Raw genomic sequence first — 26033 nt, 5'->3', positions numbered from 1 at the left:
GAGTTCAGTGAATTACACAAAAAAAAGCCTTTTGTTCAGAAAGCAAGAGTTGAACAAAAAACTTTAAGTGAAAAGCTGGATCAAGCTCACCGAAAACCAAAATGCCACATATGATTGCACTAAGCGCCGCTGCTGAAACTACACACCACTTACAACCTTTAATTAGTGATTTAGGTTTAATCCTAATGACTGCCGGAATTGCCGTTCTATTATTTAGAAGATTGAAACAACCTTTGGTTTTAGGCTACCTGATTGCAGGTTTTTTGGCTGGAAACCATTTTGATTTTTTCCCATCAATAACCGACATGAAAAGTGTTGAAGTTTGGGCCGAAATCGGGGTGATATTTTTGCTTTTCAGTTTAGGACTCGAGTTCAGCTTTAAAAAACTAATGAAAGTTGGAGGGACTTCGTCTGTCACGGCCATAACGCAAATTATGTTTATGACCATAATTGGTTATTGCGTCGGACAGTGGATGGGCTGGGGAAAAATGGATAGTATTTTCTTGGGAGCAACACTTTCTATTTCGTCCACAACTATTATTATCAGAGCTTTTGATGAATTAGGAGTTAAAGGGAAAAAATTCGTTGGAATTGTTTTCGGAGCTTTAATTGTAGAAGATATTGTTGCCATTTTAATGTTGGTTTTATTATCTACTATTGCGGTAAGCGACCAGGTTTCAGGAACAGCATTACTGCAATCTGTTTTAAAACTTATTTTCTTCTTAATCATATGGTTCTTAGGAGGAATATTTATTATTCCGACAATCTTTAAAAAAGCAAAACATCTATTAACTGATGAAATGCTGCTGATTATCTCATTGGCACTATGTTTAATGATGGTAATTTTTGCTTCAAATGTTGGTTTTTCTCCTGCATTAGGTGCTTTTATTATGGGATCTATTATTGCTGAAACGACGATGGCTGAAAAAATTGAACATTTAATTCAGCCCGTAAAAGATTTTTTTGGAGCCGTTTTCTTTGTATCTGTTGGGATGTTAATTAATCCTGTAACATTGGTAAATTATGCGCTTCCTGTTGCTATAATCACTTTGTTAACCATATTCGGAAAAGCATTTAGTTCTTCTATCGGAGCTTTAATTTCTGGCCAGCCATTAAAACAATCTGTTCAAACGGGAATGAGTTTGGCACAAATTGGAGAGTTTTCTTTTATTATTGCAACTCTTGGAATGACTTTAAAAGTTACAAGTGATTTCTTATACCCAATTATTGTTGCCGTATCTGCAATTACCACTTTTACTACTCCATTCTTAATTAAATATTCAGAGCGTTTTGCTTTCTTTCTAGAGTCAAAAATGCCTAAAAAATGGGTTAAAAACATTAACCGATATAGTGTGAATGCGCAAGCCATCAAATCTGTAAGCACTTGGCAGATTGTACTTCGTTCTTCGATTACACAAATTATTCTTCACACCATTATTATTACAGCAATTATTTTATTGTCATCAAAATTTGTTGCACCATTGGTTGCAGATACAAGATTCGGAAATACTTTGGCGGCTTTACTGACTTTAGTTGCAATTGCACCGTTTTTGTGGGCGCTTTCGCTTCGTCGTGTAAAAGTAGATGAAGTTGAAGCTCTTTGGGAAGAGCGAAAATATCGTGGCGCACTTTTAATGCTTATCTTAATCAGAATGAGTCTTGGCTTGTTCTTTGTCGGGTTTTTATTAAATATCTTTTTCTCTCCTTTGGTTGCTTTTGTAGCATTGATTATTGCCATTGGGGCTTATCAAATTTTCCCTAAAAAATTAAACGAGCAATATCATAAAATTGAAAATCACTTTTTGAAAAACTTCAACGATCGTGAAAATAAAAAGATCGACAGAAGATATGCTAATTTAATGCCTTGGGATGGACACATGTCTTTCTTTGAAATTAAAAAAGAATCCAATTTAGTAGGTCAGACTTTACAAGAACTTAAAATTCGTGAGCAGTTGGGAATTAATATCGCTTACATTAAACGAGGAGAAGTTACCATTCCTATTCCTACCAAAACCGAACGTTTATTTCCTGGCGATGAAATTTGCGTAATTGGAACCGACGCTCAAATTGCAGAATTCACAAAATTCTTAACTCAAAACGAAACAGAACCACCTGCAAAAGTAGAAGAAACCGATATTGTTTTACGTCAGCTTGAAGTTTCTCAAGACGAATTCATTCAAAAAAGCATCGGACAATTTAGAGCCAAAACAGACGGAATGGTCGTAGGAATTGAAAGAAACGGAAATCGTATTCTAAATCCAGAATCTAGTTTAATCTTAGAGAAAAATGACATTCTTTGGGTTGTAGGAGACAAGAAAAAAATGAATGCTTTGTTGGCAGCGAAGTAAGGTTCTGAGATACTGAGATACTAAGTTTTTATCCGGAATCTTTTTAAACTTTCGTAAAAAATAAAGCGCTAAGATTTCGTTATGAAATTTTAGCGCTTTTTATATTCATTATTTTGAAAAAACCTTAGAATCTTAGCATCTCAGAAACTTAGAAACTCCGAATATTATTTATTCGGCTGTGGAGTCAATCTCAAATAAGGTTTTATTGGCGTATGTCCTTTTGGGAATTTTGCTGGAATATCGCTGTCTGGAATTGCTGGTGCAATTACCACATCTTCTCCATCTTTCCAGTTTGCAGGAGTTGCAACACTATAATTTGCAGTCAATTGTAAACTGTCAATTACACGAAGTAATTCGTCAAAATTTCTTCCTGTAGAAGCTGGATAAGTCAGCGTTAATTTGATTTTTTTATCTGGTCCGATAACAAAAACAGAACGAACTGTAAATTTGTCACTTGCATTTGGATGAAGCATGTCGTACAGATTTGCTACTTTTTTATCCTCATCTGCAATGATTGGGAAATTCACTTCTGTATTTTGAGTTTCGTTGATATCTTTAATCCATTCTTTATGAGACTCTAGGCCATCTACACTCAAAGCAATAACCTTAGTATTTCTTTTTTTGAATTCTGGAACATAGTTCGCTACAGTTCCTAATTCAGTAGTACAAACCGGAGTAAAATCTGCTGGATGCGAAAATAAAACGCCCCAAGAATCTCCTAACCATTCGTGAAAGTTAATTGGTCCTTGCGTCGTTTCTGCATGAAAATCTGGTGCTATATCGCCTAATCTTAATGTTGACATAATTTATCTTTTTTAGTTCCTCTAAAATTAACCAAAAAAAGCATATAGAAAACATTGATTTTCTTAAAAAAAGTTAAAATTCTACTTTGTCGATATAATTAGTATTTTACTGCTAAATAAAAGCGAGAACAAAGTACCAAAAAGCAAGTGTTACAAAGGAAATCGGAATTCCAAAACCAATCATCATACTACTCAGTTTTGGTTTTAATCCGTATGTTGAAGCCAAGATTGCACCTGTAATCATGGGTGCCATTGCCGTTTCCATGATGGTAATTTTTATTACTTCAGAATGCTGATTGAAAATAAAAACATACAATACAAAAATGACAAAAGGAATTAAAAGCAGTTTAAAGAAAAGTCCTAGACGTAAAAATTTCCAATGTTGGCTTTTTCGATCAAAAGTCAATTGCAAACCAACCGAAAGCAAAGCTAAAGGTGTTACCAAACTTCCAATTTTTAGCAGAATAGATTCAAAATTGTCATTTAAATGATAATCAAAAATATTCATCAAACATGCCAAAACGAACATAATAAAAGGTGGGAATAAAATAATCTTTTTGAAAATCCCTAATGCATTTGGGCTTCCTTTAGAATAAAAAGCTGCCGTAAAAACACCAAGAGTTGAAACCACTACAAAAGTTCCCGGCTGATCTACCAAAACGGCAGTTTCTAAACCTTTCTTTCCATACAAAGCTTCTATAATTGGATAACCAAGAAAAGAACTGTTGCTTAATCCTGCAGTTAGAATCAAACATCCTATCAATTTATTTGACCATCCATTTCTTCTTCCTAAAAAATGAAAAAATAGAAAAGCCAAAATATAAGTAATCCACCCCGCACCTATCGGAAACATTAATTCACTACTCCATTTTATTTTCGGAATATGATATAAAGTAATGGCAGGAAGGCAGAAATAAATAACAATTTTATTAAGCGTCTTATAAATATGAGTAGGAAATTGTTTTACTTGTTGTAAAACTAGACCTAACGAAAGAAAGAGAAATATTAAAATAAAGTTGTTCATATAATAAGATTACAGCAAAAATAGTTATTTCCATTTTGTGAAAAGTGAAAAGAAAATAGTAATTAACCCTTTTAAAGGAATCACAACTATTGATTTTCTTTTGTTAAACCTATAACATTACACCAAAAACCACTCAATTTCAAACAATTAACAATCACTTTTTACATTCTAGTAATCTGTTTTTACCAAAAATTAGTTAAATTAGTACTTTGTGTTGCAAAAACATGTAAATTTGTAACATATTTTATTACAGTATGATTTCAGGTAAATTTGCCATAACGATTCACATTCTTACTTTGCTCCATAAATTTCCAAATGATTATTTGTCATCGGAGTTTATTGCGGGAAGTATTAATCTTAATCCAGTATTGGTCAGAAAAGAAATTGCCAACTTAAAAGCACATCATATCGTAGAAAGTAAAGAAGGAAAAAATGGCGGGACAAAATTGGCAGTAAACGCTGCTGAACTGACTTTAAAACAAATATTCGAAATGACTTTTGAAACGATCGGTTTAGGTTTTGCTAAAAATCAACCAAATCCTGATTGTCCTGTTGGAAAAAACATCAATCAGCATTTGGAGAATTTATATAGCGAAATGAATCAGAAAGTGAGCGCACAGCTTGAAGGAATTTCATTGGAAGATTTTTCGAATCAATTTTAAAAACTATTTTTTTATCCAAAACTGTAACATTTTTTATTACTAAATAAATTTATATATTATGAAAATCGCACTTATCGGAGCTACAGGATTTGTTGGCTCAGCAATTTTAAACGAATTAGCAGATAGAAAACATGAAATCACTGCTATTGCAAGAACTCCAAAAGACACTCCAAACGCTACTTGGGTTGCTGCAGATATTTTTAATGTTGATGCTTTGGCAGAAATCTTAAAAGGTCACGATGCTGTGGTTAATGCTTATAACCCTGGATGGACAAATCCAAATATTTACGATGACTTTTTAGCTGGTTCTAAAGCTATTCAAGAAGCAGTTAAAAAATCGGGAGTAAAACGTTTTATCACTATTGGTGGTGCAGGAAGTTTATATGTTGCTCCAGATTTACAGGCAGTTGATACTCCAGATTTTCCAAAAGAGATATTCCCTGGTGCAAATGCTGCAAGACATTATTTAAACATTATTAAAGAAGAAAAAGATTTAGACTGGGCATTCTTTAGTCCTGCTTTCGAAATGCATGCTGGAACTAAAACAGGAAGAACTGGAAAATATCGTTTAGGTTTAGAAAATCCTGTTTTCAATGACGAGCAAAGAAGTATTCTTTCTGTAGAAGATTTGGCAGTTGTTATTGCTGACGAAGTGGAAACTCCAAAACATCATCAGGTTAGATTTACTGCTGGATATTAATTTTTTTTTTTTTAGTTGCTAAAGTTCTGAGATTCTAAGCTACTAAGTTTTTTTGCCACGAATTACACAAATTTCCTCGAATTATTCTTCTGCTACTATAGAAGAAAAAATTTGTAAAAATTTGTGTAATTCGTGGCAATTTTTTTTTTTACTACTTTTTGGCATAACAAATTAGTGAGAATTCGTGCAATTAGTGGCAATCTAACTTTTTGAAACTGTTTTTGTTTTCTGTACTTTTACATTTCTAAAAAGTGCGTTTTGTCAAATTCTAATAAACAAACTGGTAGCATCTCTGAAAAAGCTGGAATTTCACCTCCCGAAATCACCAATATTTTGGCTATCAATCAAATTAAAAGCAAACGCAGACAACAACCGACTTCTCAAGAGTTAATTAAGGATATTTTAGAAGGAAACAGAACTTCTCTTAGTCGTGCCATTACTTTAATTGAAAGCACTAATCCAGATCATTTTGAAAAAGCAAGCGAAGTAATTCAAGGCTGTTTAGCTCATGCCAATAAATCAGTACGAATTGGAATTACAGGTGTTCCTGGAGTTGGAAAAAGCACTTTTATTGAAGCTTTTGGAAAACATCTGACACAATTAGGAAAAAAAGTAGCGGTTCTAGCAGTCGATCCAAGCAGTTCGCTCTCACACGGAAGTATACTCGGTGATAAAACCCGAATGGAAGAATTGGTTAAAGACGAAAACGCTTTTATTCGTCCAAGTGCTTCAGGTCAAACTCTGGGCGGTGTGGCGCGAAAAACCCGAGAAACTATTATTCTTTGTGAAGCCGCAGGTTTTGATACTATTATTATCGAAACTGTTGGTGTTGGCCAAAGCGAAACTGCCGTTCACAGTATGGTCGATTTCTTTTTGCTTTTAAAAATTTCTGGCGCAGGCGACGAACTTCAAGGCATTAAACGCGGTATTATGGAAATGGCAGATGCCATCGTTATTAATAAAGCAGATGGAGATAATATAAAAAAGGCAAATCAGGCGAAATTGGAGTTTAATCGAGCTTTGCATTTATTTCCTCCAAAAAAATCGAACTGGCAACCTAAAGTTACTACTTGCAGTTCTCTAACAAAAGATGGAATTCGTGAAGTTTGGAATACGATTTCTGATTATTTTGAAATGACGAAAGAAACAGGATTTTTTCAAGAAAAAAGAAACGAACAAAATCATTTCTGGATGATGGAAACCATCAATGAACAATTGAAACAGAATTTCTATAATCAGCCAGAAATCATTTCGCTTTTAGAAGAAAGCAAAAAAGCAGTGCAAAACAATGAAATTTCATCTTTTGCAGCTGCTTCTGAGTTGTTAAAATTATATTTTAAAAAAAGGTTCTAAGATACTAAGCTTCTAAGTTACTAAGGTTTCTTGTCTGGTCGAGCGGGGTCAAGAACTATATAGCATTTCGACTTCGCTCAATGTGACAAAACTTAGAAGCTTAGCAACTTAGTACCTTAGCATCTTTATTTCTTAGCTCTAAGCTTATATTTATTTTCCTTATAAAGATTCCCTGCTGTAATTACATGTGCCAAAGCATCTTTTGCTAATTCTTCATTTAATTTAACTGGAACTAAAGTTGTATCATTTTTGATTTCAAACTGCAATGGCTTCAAATTTGGTTGCATGATCACAACCTGATTTTCAACTCTAAATGCATTGATATCATTAAACTGCATGATCGATCTTCCTTGTACTTTTGGATCGAGTTTGCTTAGGTTTCTTCCTACCATTGGAGTTTCAAACGGAAGTCCTAAGTAACTTAACAATGTTGGCGGAATATCAATCTGACTTGCCAATCTATCATAAACAGCTCCTTTTGGAACTCCTGGCCCCATAATAAATGCTGGAATGTGGAATTTGTTTATTGGCACTAAATTTTTTCCATAAGTTCTTGTGTTATGGTCAGCAATTACAATGAAAATCGTGTTTTTAAAATACGGTTCTTTCTTCGCCATTTCAAAGAATTTCCCAATAGAGAAATCAGCATATTTCATGGCATTATTTACCGTATTAGGCTTTTTATCGTAAGGTTTAATTCTTCCTGCAGGATATTCAAATGGTTCGTGATTTGAAGTCGAGAACATTAAAGAGAAAAATGGTTTATCTCCTTTTGATTTGAAATACTGATTGGCTTTCGTAACCAAATCTTCATCAGAATAACCCCAAGTTCCTTTGAAAGCATATTTATTTCCATCAGAATCAAAATCGGTTTGGTCTACAATGTCTGTAAAACCATTTCCGTTAAAAAACGAAGCCATATTGTCAAAGTTTGCCATTCCGCCATAAATGAAACTTGTATCGTAGCCTTTTTGTTTTAAAGCATCGGCAAGTGTAAAAAATCCTTGTTGTGAGTTTCCAAGCTTCACTACACTTTCTGATGGCGAAGGTAAAAATCCAGTTACAACTGCTTCAATTCCGCGAACACTTCTGGTTCCTGTGCAATACAAATTGGTGAACAATAATCCTTCTTTAGACAATTTATCAAATTCTGGAGTTAATGGTTTTCCTCCCAAAATTCCAACATATTCTGCACCTAAACTTTCCTGTAAAAATATCACCAAGTTATATGGCTTTTTCATAACAGAATCGGGTTGTTGTACGTGTAGAAACGGAATATCCTTATCGGTAAAATCGTTTGGACCAGCGATCATGTATTTTTTTACACGAGCGATCGCTTCGGCTTCATCCATTTTACCATACATTTTGGTGTTTCCTTCATTTTTGATTGAATATGCGGCAAAAGCAACAGTATAAAATGAATTTAATCCCAAAGTATTTGTAAGCTGATCTGTTGAAAAAACAGCATTACTAGCGTTAATAGGTCGTTTTGAAGTAAGACTCGAACGTGCTCCGAAAAACAATAAAAAAGCAACTAATGGAAACACCATTAATTTGAATTTATATTCTGTAATTGTAGTATGGAATAATCGTTTCCCTTTTTTGAATGCAAAATACAGTACAACGCCAAGAATTAAAAAAGTCACAATGATTGAAGTCAGGTAACTTTTTAAAAGCATTCCAACCACTTCTTTTGGATAAATAAGATAGTCTAAGAAAATCTTATTTGGGCGCGTATCATATTGCTTTACAAAATCTGGAGAAGCTAATTCTACAAAAAGAATTAAAAACAGAAATAGAAAACTATAAATTACCAGAAATTTGTTGGTGAATTTTATCCATTTATTTGGCAGAAAAGTAATTAGAACTGCTGGCAAAAATGACAAATAACACAGTAATATTAAATCCATTCGTAATCCGATCGGAAAAATATACCAGAAATCTGGCGTCTGCACTACTCTTTCTTTAAAAAGAAAAAATAAAAAGATTCGGCTTAAAGTGGTAATCAATAATCCGATTAATATAAAACTGAAAATAGGTTTTAAAAAACGTAAATTTTTCATTAAAAATAGTATAAGAACGTAAGATTAGAAAATAGATTACTCTTCGTAACGGTTAATTTCTCTGTCATAAAACTCATTTGCCTTTTCGATTAAACTCTCCATTTCCGCGTTTAATTCAGCTTCGTCAAGATCTTCCGGTTCTTCCAAAAACTCAACCTCATCATCTTTCAAATTGATAATGAATCTTGGGTAATCTAGGTGAATGATAAAAATATCGTCTGGAAAATCGGTATTATCTCCAAGTAAAAATTTAGGTAATTCCATATCTATTATTTTTTTTAATGGTTATTTTTTAGCCACAGATTAAAAGGATTTCTCCTGACTTTATACTCTATAATCTCTGACTTATTTTTATTCAAATTTAGTTATTTAGATCTGAATTGATAATTAATCTCTTTGTTAGGTAATGAAAACGAATATACAAACAAATTGCCGCTGCGGTTAAACCTGCCAAAAGTCCGATCCAAACTCCCTGCGCTTTCAATTCGGTATGTTCTCCTAAATAGTACGAAATAGGGAAACCAATAACCCAATAGGCTACAAAAGTAATGTACATTGGCACTTTTACATCCTGTAACCCACGCAATGCGCCTAAAACCACAACCTGAATTCCGTCAGAAATCTGGAAAATTGCTGCAATTAAAAGCAATTTTGAGGCAATTCCGATCACTTCTTCGTTATCTAAAACCTGTCCTGTATTTTCCATATTCAAGAAAATATAAGGCAGATAATCGTGGAAAATAATAAAGAAAATTGCAAAAATTGTTTCTAAGATTATAGCAAGCAGGAAAATTGAACGTGCTACAACAATTAGCTTTTTATAATCCATTAAACCTCTTTGATTGCTGACACGAACCATCGAAGTTACACTTAATCCCATGGCAAACATAAAAGTCATTGAAGCCAAACTTAAAGCAATCTGATTTGCTGCCTGACTTGTTTTTCCGATATTTCCGCAAAGCCAGATAGACGCTGTAAACAAAACTACTTCAAAAAGCATTTGCATTGCAGAAGGAAATCCGATGCTGATAATCTTTTCTATTGTTGCCTTTTTAATTTCATTAAAACTGAAACCTTTAAAAAAGCGTTTTAGATCGTCTCTTCTTGAAAGCATAATATGCATGAACATGACCAAAAATATTCTCGAAATCACGGTACCAAGTGCTGCACCGATAATTCCCATTTTTGGAAAAATCCAGATTCCATAAATCAAAACATAATTAATTCCAACATGAAGCACATTTGCCATAACCATAGCATACATCGAATATTTGGTTAATGACATTCCGTCTGCAAATTGCTTATATCCTTGATACATTACCAACGGAATTAAAGAAAAAGCAACCCAACCCAAATATGGTTTTGCAAGAACAATAACATCTGCTGGCTGTTTCAACAACTCCATAATTGGTTTAGCAAACATAATTACGGTAAAAAGCACTAAACCGAGAATTGTACATAGAAATAAACCATGATGAAAAGCAGATCTAATTTTTGTATCGTTTTTTTCTGCATCGCCTTCTGCAACAATTGGAGTTATTGCTGTAGAAAATCCAATTCCTAGAGACATTGCAATAAAGATCATACTATTACCAAGAGAAACTGCGGCCAATTCTGTGCTTCCTATTTTCCCAACCATTATATTATCGACAATACCAATTAAAGTATGTCCGACCATACCCAAAATTACGGGATATGCTAGTCTTAAATTATACGAAAACTCTTTGGTGTACTGCTTTAAATTCACTTGTAATCAATTTTAGTCGGCAAAGATAGTCAGAAGCTTCGAATTCTATCCTATCAATAAAAATATATCCCAATTTTAAGACAAAAATAAGACGGACTCAATATTATGTAACGATTTTTAAAAATTGTATAACAAACTCCAAATGCCTTGCATATAATTTTACATTATAGAAATTTCAAAAATATAAGCCATGAAAAAATTACAGATGTTATGCCTAGCTGCGTTCACGTTTTTATTTGCCAACACAACTTTTGCTCAAGATAGCGGAGTAGAAAATTACGATCAGGGTTTTAGATTAGGAGTCGGATTAAATGGAGGACTTCCTACTGATAACGATTATGACTGGTCTCTTGGTGGAGATGTACGTCTACAGTACGATCTTTCTAAAAAAACATCATTAACCTTAACAACGGGATTTACAAATTTATTTATGGGAAAAGATGAACTTGGAAATAACGTAAAAGATCTTGGTTTTATTCCAGCAAAAGCAGGTTTTAAAGCGTTTGTTTTAAAAGATCAATTTTATGTTCTAGGTGAGCTTGGTGCTGGTTTTGCAGTAACAAATGGTTACGATAAAACAACTTTTTTATGGGCTCCCGGTATTGGTTATGCCAACAAGTACATTGACTTAAGTGTTCGTTACGAAGATTATCATGATTTTAGAACCAATCAGGTAGCATTGCGTGTTGCTTATGGTTTTAAACTATAAAAAATAGGTTTAATTTATTATTTTGTTTTTGGTAAAAACCCGACAGTCTGAAGAGTCTGTCGGGTTTTTTATTTTTTACCGTTGGTCAAAACACAAGTGCCATTAGTCAAATGATTTTTTAGGATTGATTTAGATCGCGGTAATTCGCAGAAAAATTAATCAAATCATGAACAAAACAGTTTTTTATCTCTCGCAGCTTTTTCTTTTTTTATTGGCTACTCTTGCTGCACGATCTCAATCGGGAATTTCAGGTGAATTTAAAGTCGATTACGTTCCTTTTTCTAAATATGTACGACCAATAGACAGTACAAAAACAGATGCCGAAAGTAATTTTAAAAGAGCCCAGATTGCTTTTGAAATACCGCTTTCTTTAAAAATGGACAAATACAATCATCCTAGACTTTGGTCTGTTATTGTAAATGGAAGTTATGCCAAAATGGAAAACAGAAACTACAATATTCAAGATCTTCCAGCAGAGTTTCAAGGCGGATTTCCGAATGAATTACTAAACACTCAAATTGGCATTAAGCACATACGATCTATTTCTTCTTCCTGGTCGTTATTTATCATGGCTTCGGTAGGTATTTACACAGACATGGTAGAGATTAACAAAGATGATGTCCTAATGCAAGGTGGAGTACTTTTTATTAAACAATTTAACCCGAATCTGGCTTTGGGTGTAGGGCCAGTTTTAACCAATAGTTTTGGTGTACCAATGGTACTTCCTGGAATTTATTTTAACTGGGAATCCAGAGGAGCTCTGCATTTTAAAGTTGCTTTTCCTGAAGGCGTAGAATTAGGTTACCGCATGAATGACAATTTTGATTTAAAACTCGTCGGAGAATTAAGCGGTATGACGGCCGAAACCAAGATTGGAAATAAATCTTCGTTATTGGGTTATCAGCAAATTATTGCCGGTTTACGACCACAGCTTAAGTTTGGCGAACATTGGACTCTGGAACCTACCGCAGGAACGACACTAGTTCGTAATTTCTCTACTACGAATAGAAAGATTAAGGATATTTTTAAAGAGAAAGATATAGCCGATCCAAGATTCACAACAACTTTTTACGGAGCATTAGCTCTAAAATGGAAATTCTAGACCTACCTACTCAATAAATTTTTATAAACTACCTCTTTCAGCAATGCTTCTCGGCGCGTTCTTGAAATGGGTAGTTCTTGTCCTTTTATAAATAATCGTCCGCCGGAAACAGAATCTATGTGGGTAATATTGACAAGAAAAGATTTATGGATTCTAAAGAAAATTTCTGCGGGAAGTGTTTCTTCTAATGAAATCATGGTCTGATGAATAACAAGAACCTTATCTTTAAAATGAAGTTTAGCATAATTCTGCATTCCTTCTATATATAAAATGTCTACCCAAGAAATTTTCTGAAATCCTTCTTCCTGACGTACATATAAAAACGGATCTAATTGATTCTGCTTTGGAGAGTTAATCATTTGATGCCATTGCTTAGCTTTTAAAGAAGCTTGATAAAAACGTTGAAACGTAATAGGTTTTAATAAATAATCTACAACCTGCAAACGATACCCATCTAAAGCATGTTCTGAGTAGGCTGTTGTGAAAATTACCAAAGGCGGTTTTTCTAACGATTCCAAAAACTCCAATCCCGTAAGATATGGCATATTGATATCCAGAAACATCAAATCGATTTGCTTTTCTTGAAGATATGAAGTCGCTTCTAATGCAGACGCGCAAGTACCGGCAACTTCTAGAAAATCAATTTTAGAAATAAAGTCTACGATTCCGTTTCTTGCGATAGGTTCATCATCTATAACGAGACATTTCATGCTCATAATATTGTTTTTGTTTCAGGTTTAATGTTTAATGTTTTTTGTTTCCCGCAGATTTAGCAGATTTTTTTGAAATCCTTTTAATCTGATAATCTGTGGCAAAAAATTTAACCGCAAAGTGCACAAAGATTTACGCAAAGTTCGCAAAGTTTTAATTTTTATAAAGGATGCGAAGATCACAAAGCGTTATGTCAAAATATAACAGATTAAAAATTCGTGCTAATTCGCCGCAAAAAAAATCCCTTTAATCCTTTTAATCTGTGGCAAAAAATTTAACCGCAAAGTTCACAAAGTAGCAGATAAAAAATTCACGTTAATTCGTGCAATTCGTGGCAAAAAAAAATCATTTCAAATCTAAGGTCACAGTAACTGTAAAGTCAGAATCTGTTTTATTGATATTGAATTGATGTTTTTCCGGATATTGAATCGTCAGCCTTTTCTTTACATTTTCAAGCCCTAATCCCTGGCTTTTAGATGGCACTTTATATTGTTCTGTATACGAGTTTTCAATTCTAAAATTCAATTGTTTATTAATCTGTTCACAAGACAAATGCACAAATCCTTTTTGATTTGGAAGTCGTGAAACATGTTTAAAAGCATTTTCGATCAGAGGAACCAGAAGCAATGGCACGATTTGAAGTTGTCCGTCTTCGATATTCCATTTGCTTTTCACTTCCAATTCATTCCCCCAACGCGTTTCTTCAACAGCAATTAAATCCTTCAAATATTTAATTTCAAGATGCAAAGGCACATATTCTTTGTTGCATTCATACAATTGATAACGCAAAATATCCGAAAACTGAACTAATAAATCTGAAGCTAGCTTTACATTACTCTGCATCAGAATATGAATATGATTCAATACATTAAACATCAAATGCGGATTTATCTGATCCTGCAAAATCTTGATTTGAGCTTCAAGATGAACCTGCTGCAATTGCGCATGATTTCTTTCGATAACATTATGTTCTTGATAAAACCGAAGTCCGCAGGCAGTACCGCAAATTAAAATCGCTGACGGAATGTTACCATAAAATCGCGACCATAAAAAATGGAGAGAATCTACATCTGCTTCTTCAGGATATGCTTTTCTTCTTATAACCGAATCTGAAAAAACAATATAAATCAATGACAGACAAAATGCCAAAAGCAGTACAACAACAACGCTTTGTACTGCAAACCAGTTCATTTTATTTTGTTTTAGCGCTTTGGGCAATATAACATCACTTAAAATATGAGCCAAAACAGCAGAACAAATCAAAACTAAAATAGCTTGAATTGTAGCGATCAAAAAATCATAGTCTTCGATCATTTGCGCCCAAATCGTGATACCTAATAAGCTCCAAAAAAAGACTAAAAACATCCAATGCCTGTTTTTATTGATTGCGATCATCTATAAATAATTTATTGAGAAAATTTAACTTCAAAAGTAGTCCTATATTTTTCAAACAAACCACAAAGAAGCACAAACCACAATTACTATCAAAATTAATTTGACGAACTGCGTTTTTGTTTTGACCAATGGAATATAAAATAACCCCGACAGATTCTTAACAACCTATCGGGGTTCAAAAAATTATCAGATTGAGTAATTATCTCCATTATTTCACCTTCTCTCCCAATTCCTTTTTATACAATTCAATATTTGCCGCTGTTTTTTCGTCTAGTTCAGGTTCTGTAATATCAGTGTGTTTTTTCATTTCTTCCCAAATAATTTTAGCTACAATATAGCGAGACATTTCCTTGTCGTCTGCGGGAACAATATACCAAGGCGCATGCGAAGTCGAGGTTTTATTTATAGCTTCTTCATAATACTTCATATAGTCATCCCAATACCCACGTTCTTTCAAATCTCCAGGCGAAAATTTCCAATTGTGTTTTTCTTCCTCCAAACGTCGCAATAAACGCTGACGCTGTTCTTCCTTACTTAAATGAAGATAGAACTTCATCACGATTGTACCATTTTGAGCAATATGCTTTTCAAAATTATTGATTTGTTCAATTCTATTTTTCCAAAAATCGGGTGTGATATCATCTACAGAATTTATTCCTGGTAAGTTTTCTCCCAAAATATATTCAGGATGCACGCGCGTAACCAAAACATTCTCGTAATGCGTTCTATTAAAAATGGCAAACTTTCCTTTTTCTGGAAGTGCAATATAATGCCTCCATAAATAATCATGCTCTAACTCTGCCGAAGTTGGCGTTTTAAAACTATGCACCACTACTCCACGTGCATTAAATTCTTTAAAAACTTCTCGAATCAAGCTATCCTTTCCCGAAGTATCCATTCCCTGAAGACAAATAAGAACCGCATATTTATTGTGCGCATACATTACATCTTGTAAATCGCTTAATTTGGCTTGAACCTTATCTAATTTCTCTTCTTTTTCGTCGTCATCGGCTTTTATAGATAATAAAGTCGGAATTTCCTTGAGCTTAATTTTCTCAACAACTTTAAAATCTTTCGGATCTATTGATTTCATATCTTTTTGATTTTTTGTCTTATAAATATAGTAATTTTACGAATTCCGATAACTATTGGAACTACTATTCATTGCAATAAAAACAACATTTCATGGAAAAATTCACATTAGAAATATTATTTCACATTATCGGAATCGGTTCTGCATCAGGATTATTTTTAAATAATAACTCTCTTTACGTAATTGGCGACAACAGCGGATTTCTTTATGAATATAACATCGAAAACAAACAATTAAATCAGCATCCTTTAATTGACAATCCAACACAAAATATCCCTAAGAATCTAAAACCTGATTTTGAATCTTTAACACATCACAACGACACCTTGTATGTGTTTGGTTCTGGGTCAACCGAAAATCGAAATAAAATGATCGCGTTTGATATCAAATCAAAAACGATTTTACAAAAGAATAATTTAGTCGATTTGTATGCTGTAATGCAAAATTTCGGAGAAATAAAACCCGAAGATTTCAATTTGGAAGGCGCAATTTTTGACGGAGAAAATTGGTATTTATTCAATCGCGGAAACGGCGTTTCTAACAAAAACACGATTTTTACCATTCACGCCAAAAATCTAGGAGAAGAATTTGCCTTGATTTCTGTCAATTATAAACTCCCAAAAATAAAAGGTGTTCGTTCTAGCTTTACCGATGCTATTTTGGTCGATGATAAAATCTACTTCCTTTCAACTGCAGAAGATACCAAATCTACTTATGACGATGGCACAATTTTAGGAAGTTTCATTGGAAGAATCGATGTTAAAACGATGAAAATAGATTTCACTCAAAAAATTACAGCAACCAATAAATTTGAAGGCCTGACTTTCTACAAAAAAGAAAACAATAAAATAGAGTTTTTACTTTGTGAAGATAATGACACCGAGCTTTTAGAAACAAAGATTTATAAGTTGACTTTGCAGATTAAGTAATTTAGTTTTTATGAAAAAAGTAATTCTTTTATTGATAATTGTTCTTAGTCTTTTCGTTGGAGGCTATTTATTTTATGCCTTTAAAATAAATAACCTAGAAAAAGAATATCATAAGAATTTATCTCCAAAAGATTTAAATCCAGAATCGTTTATTACTCTCTTTAAAGAAAAATACAATAAAAAGTCTCAACTAAATTTTGTTACATTGCTTGGAGAATTTCCTGAAAACTGGGTAAAACAAAAAGATATCCCATATCTAATTTCTATTATGAATTCTAAAGAAAAATGCTGTGGATATATGAATTTCTTTTCTTCAACTATTTCAAATGAAGATGCTGAAGTTGGAGGTTTTGCAATAATTTTTCTGAACTCTTACATTTCTAAAACAAAAATTAATTTGGGCTTAAACAGCAATCCTAAAACAGATAAGGAATCAATTAACAAAATTGAAGATTGGTATCAGAAACACCAAAATTAAAAATAAATTAATTTTATCATTTCAAAAAAACTAAACGTAAGACGCACTGCTGCGCATCTCTACAATAAAACCTTTGCAACTTTGAATCTTTGCAACTCTGAACCTTAAAAAATTTTTTTTTCACCTCCGTCCCAACCTTTTTATCTTTTTATCTCTCTTTATAAGAAAGACAACAATTGTGATAAACGAGACTCAAATAGCAAACTGTAAAAAAATGCACCGCGATGCCCAACGCGAAGTGTACGAATACATGGCGCCTAAGTTGTACCGCCTTTGCAAAAGATATTTAAAGAAGGAAGAAGAAATAGAAGAAGCTTTGGCCGATTCTTTCTTTACTATTTTCACCAAACTAGATCAGTTAAAAGAAGCATATGCTTTTGAAGCTTGGGCTAAAAGAATAACTGTAAATCATTGTTTGGCAACTATTAGAAAAGCAACCAACTTCAACATGTATTTAGACGACGTAAAGCTAATTTCTCAGCCTTCTGTCGATGAACTAAATACGTTGGAAGAAGAAGATTTGCTTAATTTATTAAACCACATTCCAGACGGCTGTAAAACGGTTTTTAACCTTTTTGTTATTGAAGGTTATGGACACAAAGAAATAGCCGAAATGCTAAAGATTTCTGAAGGCACCTCAAAATCACAATTGAATGCCGCTAAGACCAAACTGAAAGAACTGGTTAATAAATTGTATTATCAAAAAGCAAAATAGTCATGGACAATCAAGATAAATTATTCGATAAAATAAAAGAAGCTTCGCAAAAAGCCGAGTTTCAAGACTTTCCAGGAATGGAAAAAGTCTGGTCGCGCGTAGAAGAAAAACTGGACAAAAAAGAAGATAAAAAAACAATCGTTTTGTGGAAAAAAATTGCGATTGCAGCTTCTCTTCTATTACTTATTTCTTTAGGATATCAATTTTTGCATGCAAATAAAGAAACTGCAGCAGAAACTTCAAAAGTTGTTCTAGAAGAAAAAGAAATAAAACAACCAGAGCAACCCATTTTAGATAAAAAAGTTGCAACTCCATCTTCAGATTCACAAATAATTTCTAATGAAGAAGCGATTAAAATTTTAGAAAATAAAACTAAAAATAAAGAAAGAGTTGCGATTCAGGAAACAACCATTCATAAAACCGAACCAATTCAATCTATTCCAGCGCCACAAATTGTGGCAGAAAAAGCAATTCCTGAAAAAGTCTTGTTAGAAGAAACATTTGGAGAAGAAGACAATACCTCATCCAAAAAAGAAGTAACTCCAGATATGGGTTATTCAAGTTATCCTGAAAGAGAGTCTTCAAAAGTTGCTTATTCTACCGTACCGCCATCACAAAAAGCTAGAAAAAGCACTCCTTTAGTCGTTCTAAACGGAAATGCAATTGCGCACAGCGACGATGTCAAAAAAGACAAAATGATTCAGAACGAACTTCCGAATTTACAGCCAGAAAATTTAGATTCGCTTGTAGTTCTTGACGAACCTTTGTATATCATTGACGGAATCTATTATTCAGAAAATGATTTATTCGGAAAAAATCCAACGAGTCCGTATGCTCCCTTAGATAAACAAGACATTAAAACCATAACGATTTTACAAGACCTTGAAGCCACTTCTAAATATGGCGAAAAAGGAAAAAAAGGAGTTGTTATAATTACTACTAAAAACGGAAAACCTGCTCCTAAAAAATAATCAGGTCACAACAGAACTTTGTCAAAGTTTGAAACTTTGACAAAGTTAAATCTCAACATTAATTCTTAAAACTTATAATCATGAAAAGTCTAAAACTTATTTCATCAGCCATTGCTATGCTTATATGTTTCGTAAGTATGGCGCAAGAAAGAACGATTTCTGGAACTGTCACAGATAAATCTAATTTACCGCTTCCTGGAGTTCAGATAACGATTAAAGGAACTAAAAAATATAGTCAAACTGATTATGATGGAAACTACTCTATTCAAGCCAAAAAAGGAGATGCCCTTGTTTTTAGTTACGTAGGAATGGATTCTCAAACTATTTATGTTAAAGATTCTAACATAATTAATGTAGTCCTAAAAGAAAATAATGCTCAACTTCAAGAAGTGGTAGTGGTTGGATATGGTGTCCAAAAAAAATCAATGGTAACTGGTTCAGTCTCGGAACGTAAAGGAAAAAGAACAAAAATTCAAGCTGAAAGTAATTCCCTTTACACTCCAAGCCCAACTATTACCATTCGCGGAAATGAATCTGTTTCTCCAAAAAATGAACCGCTGTATATTATTGACGGAGTTCCTGCAAAAGCCAACCAAATGGCAAAAATAAATCCGAATGATATTGATAATGTTTCGGTTTTAAAAGATCAAGCTGCAACTTCGATTTATGGAAGTAAAGCTTCAAATGGTGTTGTGATTATTTCAACCAAAAACGAAATCTACAAAAACCTAACAGAAAAAGAATTGGATAAAAAGTTGAAAATCCTGCCAATTCCGACCGAACCAACTCAAGAAGATTACGATTCTTTTGTAGAAAATGCTTTCGAAAGTCCGAAAACAGCGCCACTTTCAACTTTCTCTATAGATGTTGATAATGCTTCATATACCAATATCAGACGATTTTTAAATAACGGACAGCAAGTTCCGAAAGACGCTGTACGTGTTGAAGAAATGGTTAATTTCTTTAAATACACTTATCCGCAGCCAAAAAATGAACATCCGTTTTCTATCAATACAGAAGTGAGCGATTCCCCTTGGAATTCAAACAACAAAATATTGAAAATTGGTTTGCAAGGAAAAAATATTCCAACTCAGGATTTACCAGCTTCAAATCTTGTTTTCTTAATTGATGTTTCTGGGTCTATGGAAGACATGAACAAATTGCCATTACTAAAACAATCATTGAAAATTTTGGTTGACGAATTAAGACCAAAAGACAAAGTGGCAATTGTGGTTTACGCTGGCGCAGCAGGAATGGTTTTGCCTCCAACTTCTGGAGACGATAAAAAAACAATTATTAATGCATTAGACAATTTACAAGCTGGAGGAAGTACAGCTGGAGGAGCAGGAATTGAATTGGCTTATAAAATTGCTGCTGAAAATTTCATAAAAAGCGGAAACAACAGAGTAATCTTGGCTACTGATGGAGATTTTAATGTTGGAAGTTCTTCTAATTCTGATATGGAAAAATTAATTGAAGAGAAGAGAAAAACAGGCGTTTTCTTGACTTGTCTAGGTTACGGAATGGGAAATTACAAGGACAGCAAAATGGAAATCTTGGCTGATAAAGGAAACGGAAATTATGCTTATATCGATAACATTCAAGAAGCAAATCGTTTTTTAGGAAAAGAATTTAAAGGCTCTATGTTTGCTATCGCGAAAGATGTAAAAATTCAAATTGAATTTAATCCGAAACAAGTTCAGGCTTATCGTTTGATTGGATATGAAAACAGAAAATTGCGTCCAGAAGATTTTAAGAATGATGCCATTGATGCTGGAGAATTAGGAAGTAATCATACCGTTACGGCTTTGTATGAAATTATTCCGGCTGGAGTAAAAAGCGATTATTTAGCCGAACAGCCAGATAACTTAAAATACACTAAAACAGAAACAAATTCGAATAATTACAATGGAGAATTAGCCACTATTAAATTTCGTTACAAAAAACCTGACGGAGAAAAAAGTATCGAAATGGTTCAGGTAATCGAAAACAAATCGGTTGTTTTAGAAAAAGCGAGTGACGATATGAAATTTAGCTCTGCAGTAGCTTGGTTCGGATTAAAATTGAGAGATTCAAAATTAATCGCTAACAAATCTTCAGAAGAAATTCTGAAACTAGCAAGACAAGGAAATTCGAATGATGGCGAAGGTTATAAAGCAGAATTTATTCGTTTGGTTGAGGGAGCAAAACAATATAACTAGTCAGTAAATGAAAATTACAAAACTCATTTCATTCTCTATTTTAATATTACTTAGTTATGGAGCGATGGCACAGAACAAAACGGTTTCATCAAAGAAAAAAGATACAATTCCTATTTCTTCTGTGCCACAAGCCCAATCTTCTAAAGTGATAATTTGTGGCCCACCAAAATCTGCTTTTATTAAACTTTTATATGTTTTGGACGGAAGAATAGCTGATAGCCTAAAAGTTTCTAAAATCAATCCAAATGACATCGAGTCTTTGAAAGTACTACAAGGTAAAGAAGCTAAATTGATTTATGGAGATCGAGGAGAAAACGGTGCAATTGTTATAACTAGCAAAAAATAAGCTTTAATCCAGCTTTATAAAATCTACAATTAGTCAATATTGTATTACATTTGCGACTTTATTTTTAAAAATTATTTTACACACGTATGAATCCTATTTTAAGCCAAAATCTATTTTTAGTAAAAGAACATATCGGAATGTTCAAAGCCGCAAATAACTACGACATATATCATCCAGAAAACAATCAAATTATTATGAACTGCCGAGAAAACAATCTTGGTTTTTTCACAAAAATATTCCGCTTTACAGATTATAAAAGAGCAACTCCATTTAATATTGAAATTACAACTGCTTCTGGCGAAAAGCTAATTACCGTAAGAAGAGATATTGCCATCTTTAGATCGACTGTCGAAGTGTTGGATGAAAAAGATCATTTGATTGGAACTTTCAAACAAAAATTCTTCTCAATTGGAGGAAAGTTTGATATTCTGGATAAAAACGAAAAACCTGTAGCAACACTTCAAGGAAAATGGACAGGTTGGGATTTTAAATTCTCACATGAAGGCAAACAATTGGCTCAAGTAAATAAAAAATGGGCCGGATTAGGAAAAGAGTTTTTTACAACTGCTGATAATTATGCACTTCAAATTGAAGATTCAGTTCCAGCTGATAGTTCCTTGAGACAATTGATATTAGGAGCTGTAATGTGTATTGACATGGTTCTAAAAGAATAACAAAACTTGTTAAACTTAGATTAAGAATATCTTTTAAAGCATTATTTTAGTTTTCAAAATCTTATTTTTGTAAGACTTAAAATGATGCTTTCTGCATTTCTAAAAATACAATCATGACCGACTTAAAAAATAAAAATGCCTTTATTACTGGCGCAGGAAAAGGAATAGGGAAAGCTGTAGCAATTGCTTTGGCAAAAGAAGGTGTAAACCTGATTTTAGTTTCTAGAACTAAAAGCGATATCGATCAATTGGCAGAAGAAACTTCTAAACTTGGTGTAAAAACTTTGGCTTTAGCTGCAGATGTTTCTGATATTAATTCTATAAATGCTGCCGCTGAAAAAGCAATCGCAGAATTTAAAAGTATTGACATCTTAATTAATAGCGCCGGAATTGCTTCTTTTGGGAAGTTCTTAGAATTAGAACCAGAGGCTTGGGAAAGAATTATTCAGGTAAATTTAATGGGAACGTATTATACAACTCGCGCGATTATCCCAAATATGATCGAAAGGCAAAGTGGAGACATTATCAATATTTCTTCAACTGCTGGACTAAACGGAAACGCTTTGACAAGTGCATACAGTGCTTCTAAATTTGCTGTTTTAGGTTTAACCGATTCTTTGATGCAGGAAATGAGAAAACACAATATTCGTGTTACAGCATTAACGCCAAGTACAGTTGCAACTGACATGGCAAAAGATCTTAATCTTACTGACGGAAACCCAGAAAAAGTAATGCAGTCTGAAGATATGGCAGATTTAATTATTGCTCAGCTAAAATTAAATAGAAGAGTATTTATTAAAAACAGCAGTATTTGGTCTACTAATCCTTAAAAATTAAATTCCAATTTTTTGAAATTCCAAATTCCAATCTCAAAGCAATTGGAATTTGGAATTTTAGTATTGGAATTTCAAAAACTAAAAATATGGAACAATATTTAAGACAATTAGTCGAAATAGAATTTCAAGATAAAAAACAAGTTTTCTCTGGTTTTCTAATCGATTATTCTGACGACTGGATTTTGCTCAGAAATAATCCTGTAGATTTTGTTTTGGATGGATTTGTTATTCTTAGAAATAAAAACATTGAAGCTGTAAACCGAGATCACGATTTGGCTTTTACTGAGAAAATAATTCGTTTAAAAGGTTTAAAAATAAATTCTGATGATATTATTCCGATTAGGGATTTAGCTTCTATTATCAAATATATTTCTGAGAAATACGGCATTTTTCAAATCGCAAAAAAATCATCTAAATCTGCTTATTTAGGAAAATTAATTAGTCTAAACGACGAAGAATTGACAATAGATTTTTTAGATACACGAGGTCAATTTGGTGGAGAATTAGGTTTTAATCCCGAAAAAATTCGAGTGATCGAATTTGATACAGATTATATTAATTCTTTGAAATTGTTAATTCCTGAGGATCAGAAGAAATAGTTATAAAAAAAGCCCTTTTTAATAAAGGGCTTTTCTGTTTTTTGTCATTTCGACGAAGTAGAAATCTTCACTAGAAGCTCGACAAAAAATTGGATTTTCGTTGCGGAGTTACTTGTGGGGATTTCTCCTTCGTCGAAATGACAAACTATATGATAACTTTTGGGATTATCTCAAAAAAAATTAAGCTTCCGCCAATTTATTCAAAAACTCCAAACGTACACTTCCGTCTTCGTCAATTTTAGTTAAATTGATTTCTTGCAAAGTATTTACCAATTCTGGATTCCAAGGTGTTTTTACTTTCACGTAGTTTTCTGTAAATCCGTGAATGTATCCTTCTTTATTCTCACTTTCAAAAAGAACCGTTCTGTTTGTTCCTAACTGGCTTTCGTAGAATGCACGGCGTTTTTTAACCGATAAGCCTCGAAGCATTTTACTGCGTTTTGCTCTAACATTTGAAGGAACAACGCCTTCCATATCTACCGCTTCTGTATTATCTCTTTCTGAGTATGTAAATACGTGTAAATACGAAATATCCAATTCGTTTAAGAAATGATAGGTTTCTAAGAAATGCTCATCTGTTTCTCCAGGAAAACCAACAATTACGTCGACACCAATACAAGCGTGAGGCATTACTTCGCGAATTTTGTTTACACGATCAATATAAACTTCGCGCAAATAGCGACGCTTCATTAACTTTAAAATATCATTGCTTCCAGATTGTAATGGGATATGGAAATGCGGTACAAAAGTTCGGCTTTTAGAAACAAATTCGATTGTTTCATTTTTCAATAAATTCGGTTCGATAGATGAAATTCTCAAACGCTCAATTCCTTCTACTTTGTCTAAAGCTTGAACTAAATCTAGAAAAGTATGTTCGTGTTTTTTGTTTCCGAACTCTCCTTTTCCGTAATCACCAATATTTACACCCGTTAAAACAATTTCACGAATATTTTGCGCCGAAATTTCTTTGGCATTTTTTAGAACATTTTCTAAAGCATCACTTCTAGAAATTCCTCTTGCCAACGGAATTGTGCAATAGGTACATTTATAATCGCAACCGTCTTGAACTTTTAAAAATGCTCTTGTACGATCTCCAATAGAATAACTTCCTACATAAAAATCGGCTTCAGCAATTTCACATGAGTGAACTTCACCCATATCATTTTTGCTCAAATCATGAATATAGTCTGTGATTTTGAATTTCTCTGTTGCTCCTAAAACCAAATCAACACCATCAACTGCTGCTAATTCTTCGGGTTTTAATTGTGCATAACAGCCAACAGCTGCAACAAAAGCTTTTTCGTTAAGCTTCATTGCCTTCTTCACTACTTGCTTAAACTGCTTATCTGCATTTTCTGTTACAGAGCAAGTATTAATGACATAAATATCTGCTATTTCTTCAAAATCTACGCGGTCAAAACCTTCGTCATTAAAATTTCTGGCAATTGTAGAAGTCTCTGAAAAATTCAGTTTACAACCCAGCGTATAAAAGGCAACTTTTTTTCTATTTTCCATAATCTGCTTAAATTAATGAAATCGTTGTCAAAAAATTTAAGGCTGCAAATTTACAAACAATATTCATCAAAAGAAAGCGATTAATTCACTTCGAATCAATATTTTGGCGCTAATGTTAATTTAGAGACATTCAAAAGTTAAACTTTTTTATTTTTATTTAAAAAAAATACGAAACTATCATTTTTCAAATTTTAACATTACAATAAGAATAAAACGACAAAACAATCGATTAAAAGCAAATTTTATCGATTAAATACATTTTTTTATTTTTTAAATTCAAAATTTCTTACATTTACATTGTTATGAATACAGTTGGCAATAAATTCATAGTAAAGAATTTTACGGTGCTTTAATTAATTTAATAATAATTCAGGCATAACAATTTTGAATTTTACTCGTTATGTTGTTGTTTTGTGTTACAAAATGAAATGGGAAAGCCGAAAACCAAAGAGAGTAGGCAAAATTAAAATACAAATACCACGCTTTATGAAAGCATTTTTACCCACGATCTGCTTGATGTTCTTAACCTTATTTAGTTCGCAAGCGCAAACTAATGCTCCAGCCGCAAATGCAAATCCATTTCCTACTATTAGTACATTGACGACTTGGGCAAGCTTAAACTCACAACAGCAATTTGATGTTGCTATTCGTGCAGTTGGGTTTAAGTTTGAAGTTAAAGAACCAGGTGAAGGATCTACAGCTTATACCTACATTCGTAAAGTAACTGTTAACGAAGTAAACTATACAGATAGAATTGTATATAGAATTACAAACAATAATTCTGCAAGTATCATTTCTTTAGTAACCGCTTCTACTGATTTAGTTAGTTTATACACACCACAATTAGCAAGCTTTAAAAACAACAACTGTAAAACAGAAATGTCTAAAGACAAAAACACAACTTGCAGCTGTTACGAAAGTGCAAATTTTGCAATTGATCTTTGCGACGAGCGTGTAAAATTAACTATGGGTGACGGAAATAAATACTTTGTTTCTGTAGCTAAAAAATAATATTTTTAAATATTACTTCTTTAATTAATTCCAAATCTTTATTGACTT

The 26033-nt window shown here is 33.0% G+C and carries 25 protein-coding genes; 16 read left to right on the top strand and 9 right to left on the bottom strand.

Annotation, left to right across the window (positions count from 1 at the left end):
• The first annotated feature begins 110 nt into the window (after positions 1-110).
• Positions 111-2348, top strand: a complete 2238-nt coding sequence (locus AC1Q5Z_RS15925) for a cation:proton antiporter domain-containing protein (protein ID WP_198858321.1) — start codon at positions 111-113, stop codon at positions 2346-2348.
• Positions 2349-2512: 164 nt separating this feature from the next.
• Here AC1Q5Z_RS15925 and AC1Q5Z_RS15920 read toward each other — a convergent pair whose 3' ends face one another.
• Both AC1Q5Z_RS15920 and AC1Q5Z_RS15915 read right to left on the bottom strand, forming a co-directional pair.
• A complete protein-coding gene (locus AC1Q5Z_RS15920; protein WP_198858320.1) occupies positions 2513-3151 on the bottom strand; it encodes a peroxiredoxin in 639 nt (212 codons plus the stop codon).
• A 112-nt stretch (positions 3152-3263) separates the two neighbouring features.
• Positions 3264-4175 carry an AEC family transporter gene (locus AC1Q5Z_RS15915; protein ID WP_343588764.1) on the bottom strand — a complete coding sequence of 304 codons (912 nt, stop codon included), beginning with the start codon at positions 4173-4175 and terminating at the stop codon, positions 3264-3266.
• 254 nt (positions 4176-4429) lie between these two features.
• Between AC1Q5Z_RS15915 and AC1Q5Z_RS15910 the strand changes: the two genes are divergently transcribed.
• The 3 genes from AC1Q5Z_RS15910 (at position 4430) to meaB (ending at position 6890) form a co-directional block, all read left to right on the top strand.
• Complete coding sequence (locus AC1Q5Z_RS15910) at positions 4430-4837, top strand: RrF2 family transcriptional regulator (protein WP_113679775.1); 408 nt, start codon at positions 4430-4432, stop codon at positions 4835-4837.
• A 58-nt stretch (positions 4838-4895) separates the two neighbouring features.
• Positions 4896-5537 carry an NAD(P)-dependent oxidoreductase gene (locus AC1Q5Z_RS15905; protein WP_177212378.1) on the top strand — a complete coding sequence of 214 codons (642 nt, stop codon included), beginning with the start codon at positions 4896-4898 and terminating at the stop codon, positions 5535-5537.
• A 258-nt stretch (positions 5538-5795) separates the two neighbouring features.
• On the top strand, positions 5796-6890 hold the full coding sequence (meaB, locus tag AC1Q5Z_RS15900) for a methylmalonyl Co-A mutase-associated GTPase MeaB (RefSeq protein WP_492445870.1): 1095 nt from the start codon (positions 5796-5798) through the stop codon (positions 6888-6890).
• Between the two features lie 125 nt (positions 6891-7015).
• On the opposite strand, the gene AC1Q5Z_RS15895 is transcribed toward meaB, so the two are convergent.
• The 3 genes from AC1Q5Z_RS15895 to AC1Q5Z_RS15885 form a co-directional block, all read right to left on the bottom strand.
• A complete protein-coding gene (locus AC1Q5Z_RS15895; protein ID WP_492445868.1) occupies positions 7016-8953 on the bottom strand; it encodes an LTA synthase family protein in 1938 nt (645 codons plus the stop codon).
• 36 nt (positions 8954-8989) lie between these two features.
• Positions 8990-9217: a DUF8828 family protein gene (locus AC1Q5Z_RS15890; protein ID WP_008468034.1), complete on the bottom strand. Its 228-nt coding sequence runs from the start codon at positions 9215-9217 to the stop codon at positions 8990-8992.
• Positions 9218-9314: 97 nt separating this feature from the next.
• Positions 9315-10700, bottom strand: coding sequence for an MATE family efflux transporter (locus tag AC1Q5Z_RS15885; protein WP_492445866.1), 1386 nt, complete (start codon positions 10698-10700; stop codon positions 9315-9317).
• A 190-nt stretch (positions 10701-10890) separates the two neighbouring features.
• Between AC1Q5Z_RS15885 and AC1Q5Z_RS15880 the strand changes: the two genes are divergently transcribed.
• On the top strand, positions 10891-11409 hold the full coding sequence (locus AC1Q5Z_RS15880; RefSeq protein WP_198858315.1) for a hypothetical protein: 519 nt from the start codon (positions 10891-10893) through the stop codon (positions 11407-11409).
• Positions 11410-11575: 166 nt separating this feature from the next.
• Positions 11576-12511, top strand: a complete 936-nt coding sequence (locus tag AC1Q5Z_RS15875; protein WP_492445864.1) for a DUF6268 family outer membrane beta-barrel protein — start codon at positions 11576-11578, stop codon at positions 12509-12511.
• Between the two features lie 2 nt (positions 12512-12513).
• Here AC1Q5Z_RS15875 and AC1Q5Z_RS15870 read toward each other — a convergent pair whose 3' ends face one another.
• The 3 genes from AC1Q5Z_RS15870 to AC1Q5Z_RS15860 all read right to left on the bottom strand — a co-directional run bounded on the left by AC1Q5Z_RS15870 (position 12514) and on the right by AC1Q5Z_RS15860 (position 15710).
• On the bottom strand, positions 12514-13227 hold the full coding sequence (locus tag AC1Q5Z_RS15870; RefSeq protein ID WP_492445863.1) for a LytR/AlgR family response regulator transcription factor: 714 nt from the start codon (positions 13225-13227) through the stop codon (positions 12514-12516).
• Positions 13228-13567: 340 nt separating this feature from the next.
• Positions 13568-14617 (bottom strand): sensor histidine kinase, encoded by a 1050-nt coding sequence (locus tag AC1Q5Z_RS15865; protein ID WP_343588768.1) that lies wholly within the window; start codon positions 14615-14617, stop codon positions 13568-13570.
• Between the two features lie 208 nt (positions 14618-14825).
• Positions 14826-15710, bottom strand: a complete 885-nt coding sequence (locus AC1Q5Z_RS15860) for a PPK2 family polyphosphate kinase (RefSeq protein ID WP_198858311.1) — start codon at positions 15708-15710, stop codon at positions 14826-14828.
• Between the two features lie 92 nt (positions 15711-15802).
• Here AC1Q5Z_RS15860 and AC1Q5Z_RS15855 point away from each other — a divergent pair, with 92 nt between their 5' ends.
• The 9 genes from AC1Q5Z_RS15855 to AC1Q5Z_RS15815 all read left to right on the top strand — a co-directional run bounded on the left by AC1Q5Z_RS15855 (position 15803) and on the right by AC1Q5Z_RS15815 (position 23459).
• Positions 15803-16639: a DUF6929 family protein gene (locus AC1Q5Z_RS15855; protein ID WP_198858310.1), complete on the top strand. Its 837-nt coding sequence runs from the start codon at positions 15803-15805 to the stop codon at positions 16637-16639.
• Positions 16640-16649: 10 nt separating this feature from the next.
• On the top strand, positions 16650-17117 hold the full coding sequence (locus AC1Q5Z_RS15850; RefSeq protein ID WP_343588770.1) for a hypothetical protein: 468 nt from the start codon (positions 16650-16652) through the stop codon (positions 17115-17117).
• Positions 17118-17331: 214 nt separating this feature from the next.
• Positions 17332-17832, top strand: a complete 501-nt coding sequence (locus AC1Q5Z_RS15845) for an RNA polymerase sigma factor (RefSeq protein WP_198858308.1) — start codon at positions 17332-17334, stop codon at positions 17830-17832.
• 2 nt (positions 17833-17834) lie between these two features.
• The gene (locus AC1Q5Z_RS15840) at positions 17835-18803 is read left to right on the top strand and encodes a hypothetical protein (RefSeq protein ID WP_492445860.1); all 969 of its coding nucleotides are present in this window, start codon (positions 17835-17837) and stop codon (positions 18801-18803) included.
• A gap of 80 nt (positions 18804-18883) precedes the next feature.
• On the top strand, positions 18884-21004 hold the full coding sequence (locus AC1Q5Z_RS15835; protein WP_492445858.1) for a vWA domain-containing protein: 2121 nt from the start codon (positions 18884-18886) through the stop codon (positions 21002-21004).
• 7 nt (positions 21005-21011) lie between these two features.
• Positions 21012-21350, top strand: coding sequence for a hypothetical protein (locus tag AC1Q5Z_RS15830; protein ID WP_343588773.1), 339 nt, complete (start codon positions 21012-21014; stop codon positions 21348-21350).
• Between the two features lie 86 nt (positions 21351-21436).
• Positions 21437-22024: an LURP-one-related family protein gene (locus AC1Q5Z_RS15825; protein ID WP_198858304.1), complete on the top strand. Its 588-nt coding sequence runs from the start codon at positions 21437-21439 to the stop codon at positions 22022-22024.
• 113 nt (positions 22025-22137) lie between these two features.
• Positions 22138-22854 (top strand): 3-ketoacyl-ACP reductase, encoded by a 717-nt coding sequence (locus tag AC1Q5Z_RS15820; protein ID WP_492445855.1) that lies wholly within the window; start codon positions 22138-22140, stop codon positions 22852-22854.
• A gap of 92 nt (positions 22855-22946) precedes the next feature.
• Positions 22947-23459 (top strand): hypothetical protein, encoded by a 513-nt coding sequence (locus AC1Q5Z_RS15815; RefSeq protein WP_278020635.1) that lies wholly within the window; start codon positions 22947-22949, stop codon positions 23457-23459.
• 180 nt (positions 23460-23639) lie between these two features.
• On the opposite strand, the gene mtaB is transcribed toward AC1Q5Z_RS15815, so the two are convergent.
• Positions 23640-24974, bottom strand: coding sequence for a tRNA (N(6)-L-threonylcarbamoyladenosine(37)-C(2))-methylthiotransferase MtaB (mtaB, locus tag AC1Q5Z_RS15810; protein WP_343588774.1), 1335 nt, complete (start codon positions 24972-24974; stop codon positions 23640-23642).
• 486 nt (positions 24975-25460) lie between these two features.
• On the opposite strand from mtaB, the gene AC1Q5Z_RS15805 reads away from it, so the two are divergent.
• Positions 25461-25985: a hypothetical protein gene (locus tag AC1Q5Z_RS15805; RefSeq protein WP_198858300.1), complete on the top strand. Its 525-nt coding sequence runs from the start codon at positions 25461-25463 to the stop codon at positions 25983-25985.
• Positions 25986-26033: the final 48 nt, after the last annotated feature.

The organism is Flavobacterium sp. GW823-FHT06G12 (assembly GCF_058794775.1).
This window is presented reverse-complemented; position numbering and strand designations above follow the sequence as displayed.

Excerpts from the sequence above, each read along its gene's own strand:
- AC1Q5Z_RS15910 (WP_113679775.1), top strand. The coding sequence starts at position 4,430 with ATGATTTCAGGTAAATTTGCCATAACGATTCACATTCTTACTTTGCTC.
- AC1Q5Z_RS15830 (WP_343588773.1), top strand. The coding sequence starts at position 21,012 with ATGAAAATTACAAAACTCATTTCATTCTCTATTTTAATATTACTTAGT.
- AC1Q5Z_RS15915 (WP_343588764.1), bottom strand. The coding sequence starts at position 4,175 with ATGAACAACTTTATTTTAATATTTCTCTTTCTTTCGTTAGGTCTAGTT.
- mtaB (WP_343588774.1), bottom strand. The coding sequence starts at position 24,974 with ATGGAAAATAGAAAAAAAGTTGCCTTTTATACGCTGGGTTGTAAACTG.
- AC1Q5Z_RS15905 (WP_177212378.1), top strand. The coding sequence starts at position 4,896 with ATGAAAATCGCACTTATCGGAGCTACAGGATTTGTTGGCTCAGCAATT.
- AC1Q5Z_RS15890 (WP_008468034.1), bottom strand. The coding sequence starts at position 9,217 with ATGGAATTACCTAAATTTTTACTTGGAGATAATACCGATTTTCCAGAC.
- AC1Q5Z_RS15860 (WP_198858311.1), bottom strand. The coding sequence starts at position 15,710 with ATGAAATCAATAGATCCGAAAGATTTTAAAGTTGTTGAGAAAATTAAG.
- AC1Q5Z_RS15815 (WP_278020635.1), top strand. The coding sequence starts at position 22,947 with ATGGAACAATATTTAAGACAATTAGTCGAAATAGAATTTCAAGATAAA.
- AC1Q5Z_RS15895 (WP_492445868.1), bottom strand. The coding sequence starts at position 8,953 with ATGAAAAATTTACGTTTTTTAAAACCTATTTTCAGTTTTATATTAATC.
- AC1Q5Z_RS15870 (WP_492445863.1), bottom strand. The coding sequence starts at position 13,227 with ATGAGCATGAAATGTCTCGTTATAGATGATGAACCTATCGCAAGAAAC.
- AC1Q5Z_RS15840 (WP_492445860.1), top strand. The coding sequence starts at position 17,835 with ATGGACAATCAAGATAAATTATTCGATAAAATAAAAGAAGCTTCGCAA.
- AC1Q5Z_RS15820 (WP_492445855.1), top strand. The coding sequence starts at position 22,138 with ATGACCGACTTAAAAAATAAAAATGCCTTTATTACTGGCGCAGGAAAA.
- AC1Q5Z_RS15805 (WP_198858300.1), top strand. The coding sequence starts at position 25,461 with ATGAAAGCATTTTTACCCACGATCTGCTTGATGTTCTTAACCTTATTT.
- AC1Q5Z_RS15920 (WP_198858320.1), bottom strand. The coding sequence starts at position 3,151 with ATGTCAACATTAAGATTAGGCGATATAGCACCAGATTTTCATGCAGAA.
- AC1Q5Z_RS15925 (WP_198858321.1), top strand. The coding sequence starts at position 111 with ATGATTGCACTAAGCGCCGCTGCTGAAACTACACACCACTTACAACCT.
- AC1Q5Z_RS15855 (WP_198858310.1), top strand. The coding sequence starts at position 15,803 with ATGGAAAAATTCACATTAGAAATATTATTTCACATTATCGGAATCGGT.
- AC1Q5Z_RS15825 (WP_198858304.1), top strand. The coding sequence starts at position 21,437 with ATGAATCCTATTTTAAGCCAAAATCTATTTTTAGTAAAAGAACATATC.
- AC1Q5Z_RS15865 (WP_343588768.1), bottom strand. The coding sequence starts at position 14,617 with ATGATCGCAATCAATAAAAACAGGCATTGGATGTTTTTAGTCTTTTTT.
- AC1Q5Z_RS15845 (WP_198858308.1), top strand. The coding sequence starts at position 17,332 with ATGCACCGCGATGCCCAACGCGAAGTGTACGAATACATGGCGCCTAAG.
- AC1Q5Z_RS15850 (WP_343588770.1), top strand. The coding sequence starts at position 16,650 with ATGAAAAAAGTAATTCTTTTATTGATAATTGTTCTTAGTCTTTTCGTT.
- AC1Q5Z_RS15835 (WP_492445858.1), top strand. The coding sequence starts at position 18,884 with ATGAAAAGTCTAAAACTTATTTCATCAGCCATTGCTATGCTTATATGT.
- AC1Q5Z_RS15880 (WP_198858315.1), top strand. The coding sequence starts at position 10,891 with ATGAAAAAATTACAGATGTTATGCCTAGCTGCGTTCACGTTTTTATTT.
- AC1Q5Z_RS15875 (WP_492445864.1), top strand. The coding sequence starts at position 11,576 with ATGAACAAAACAGTTTTTTATCTCTCGCAGCTTTTTCTTTTTTTATTG.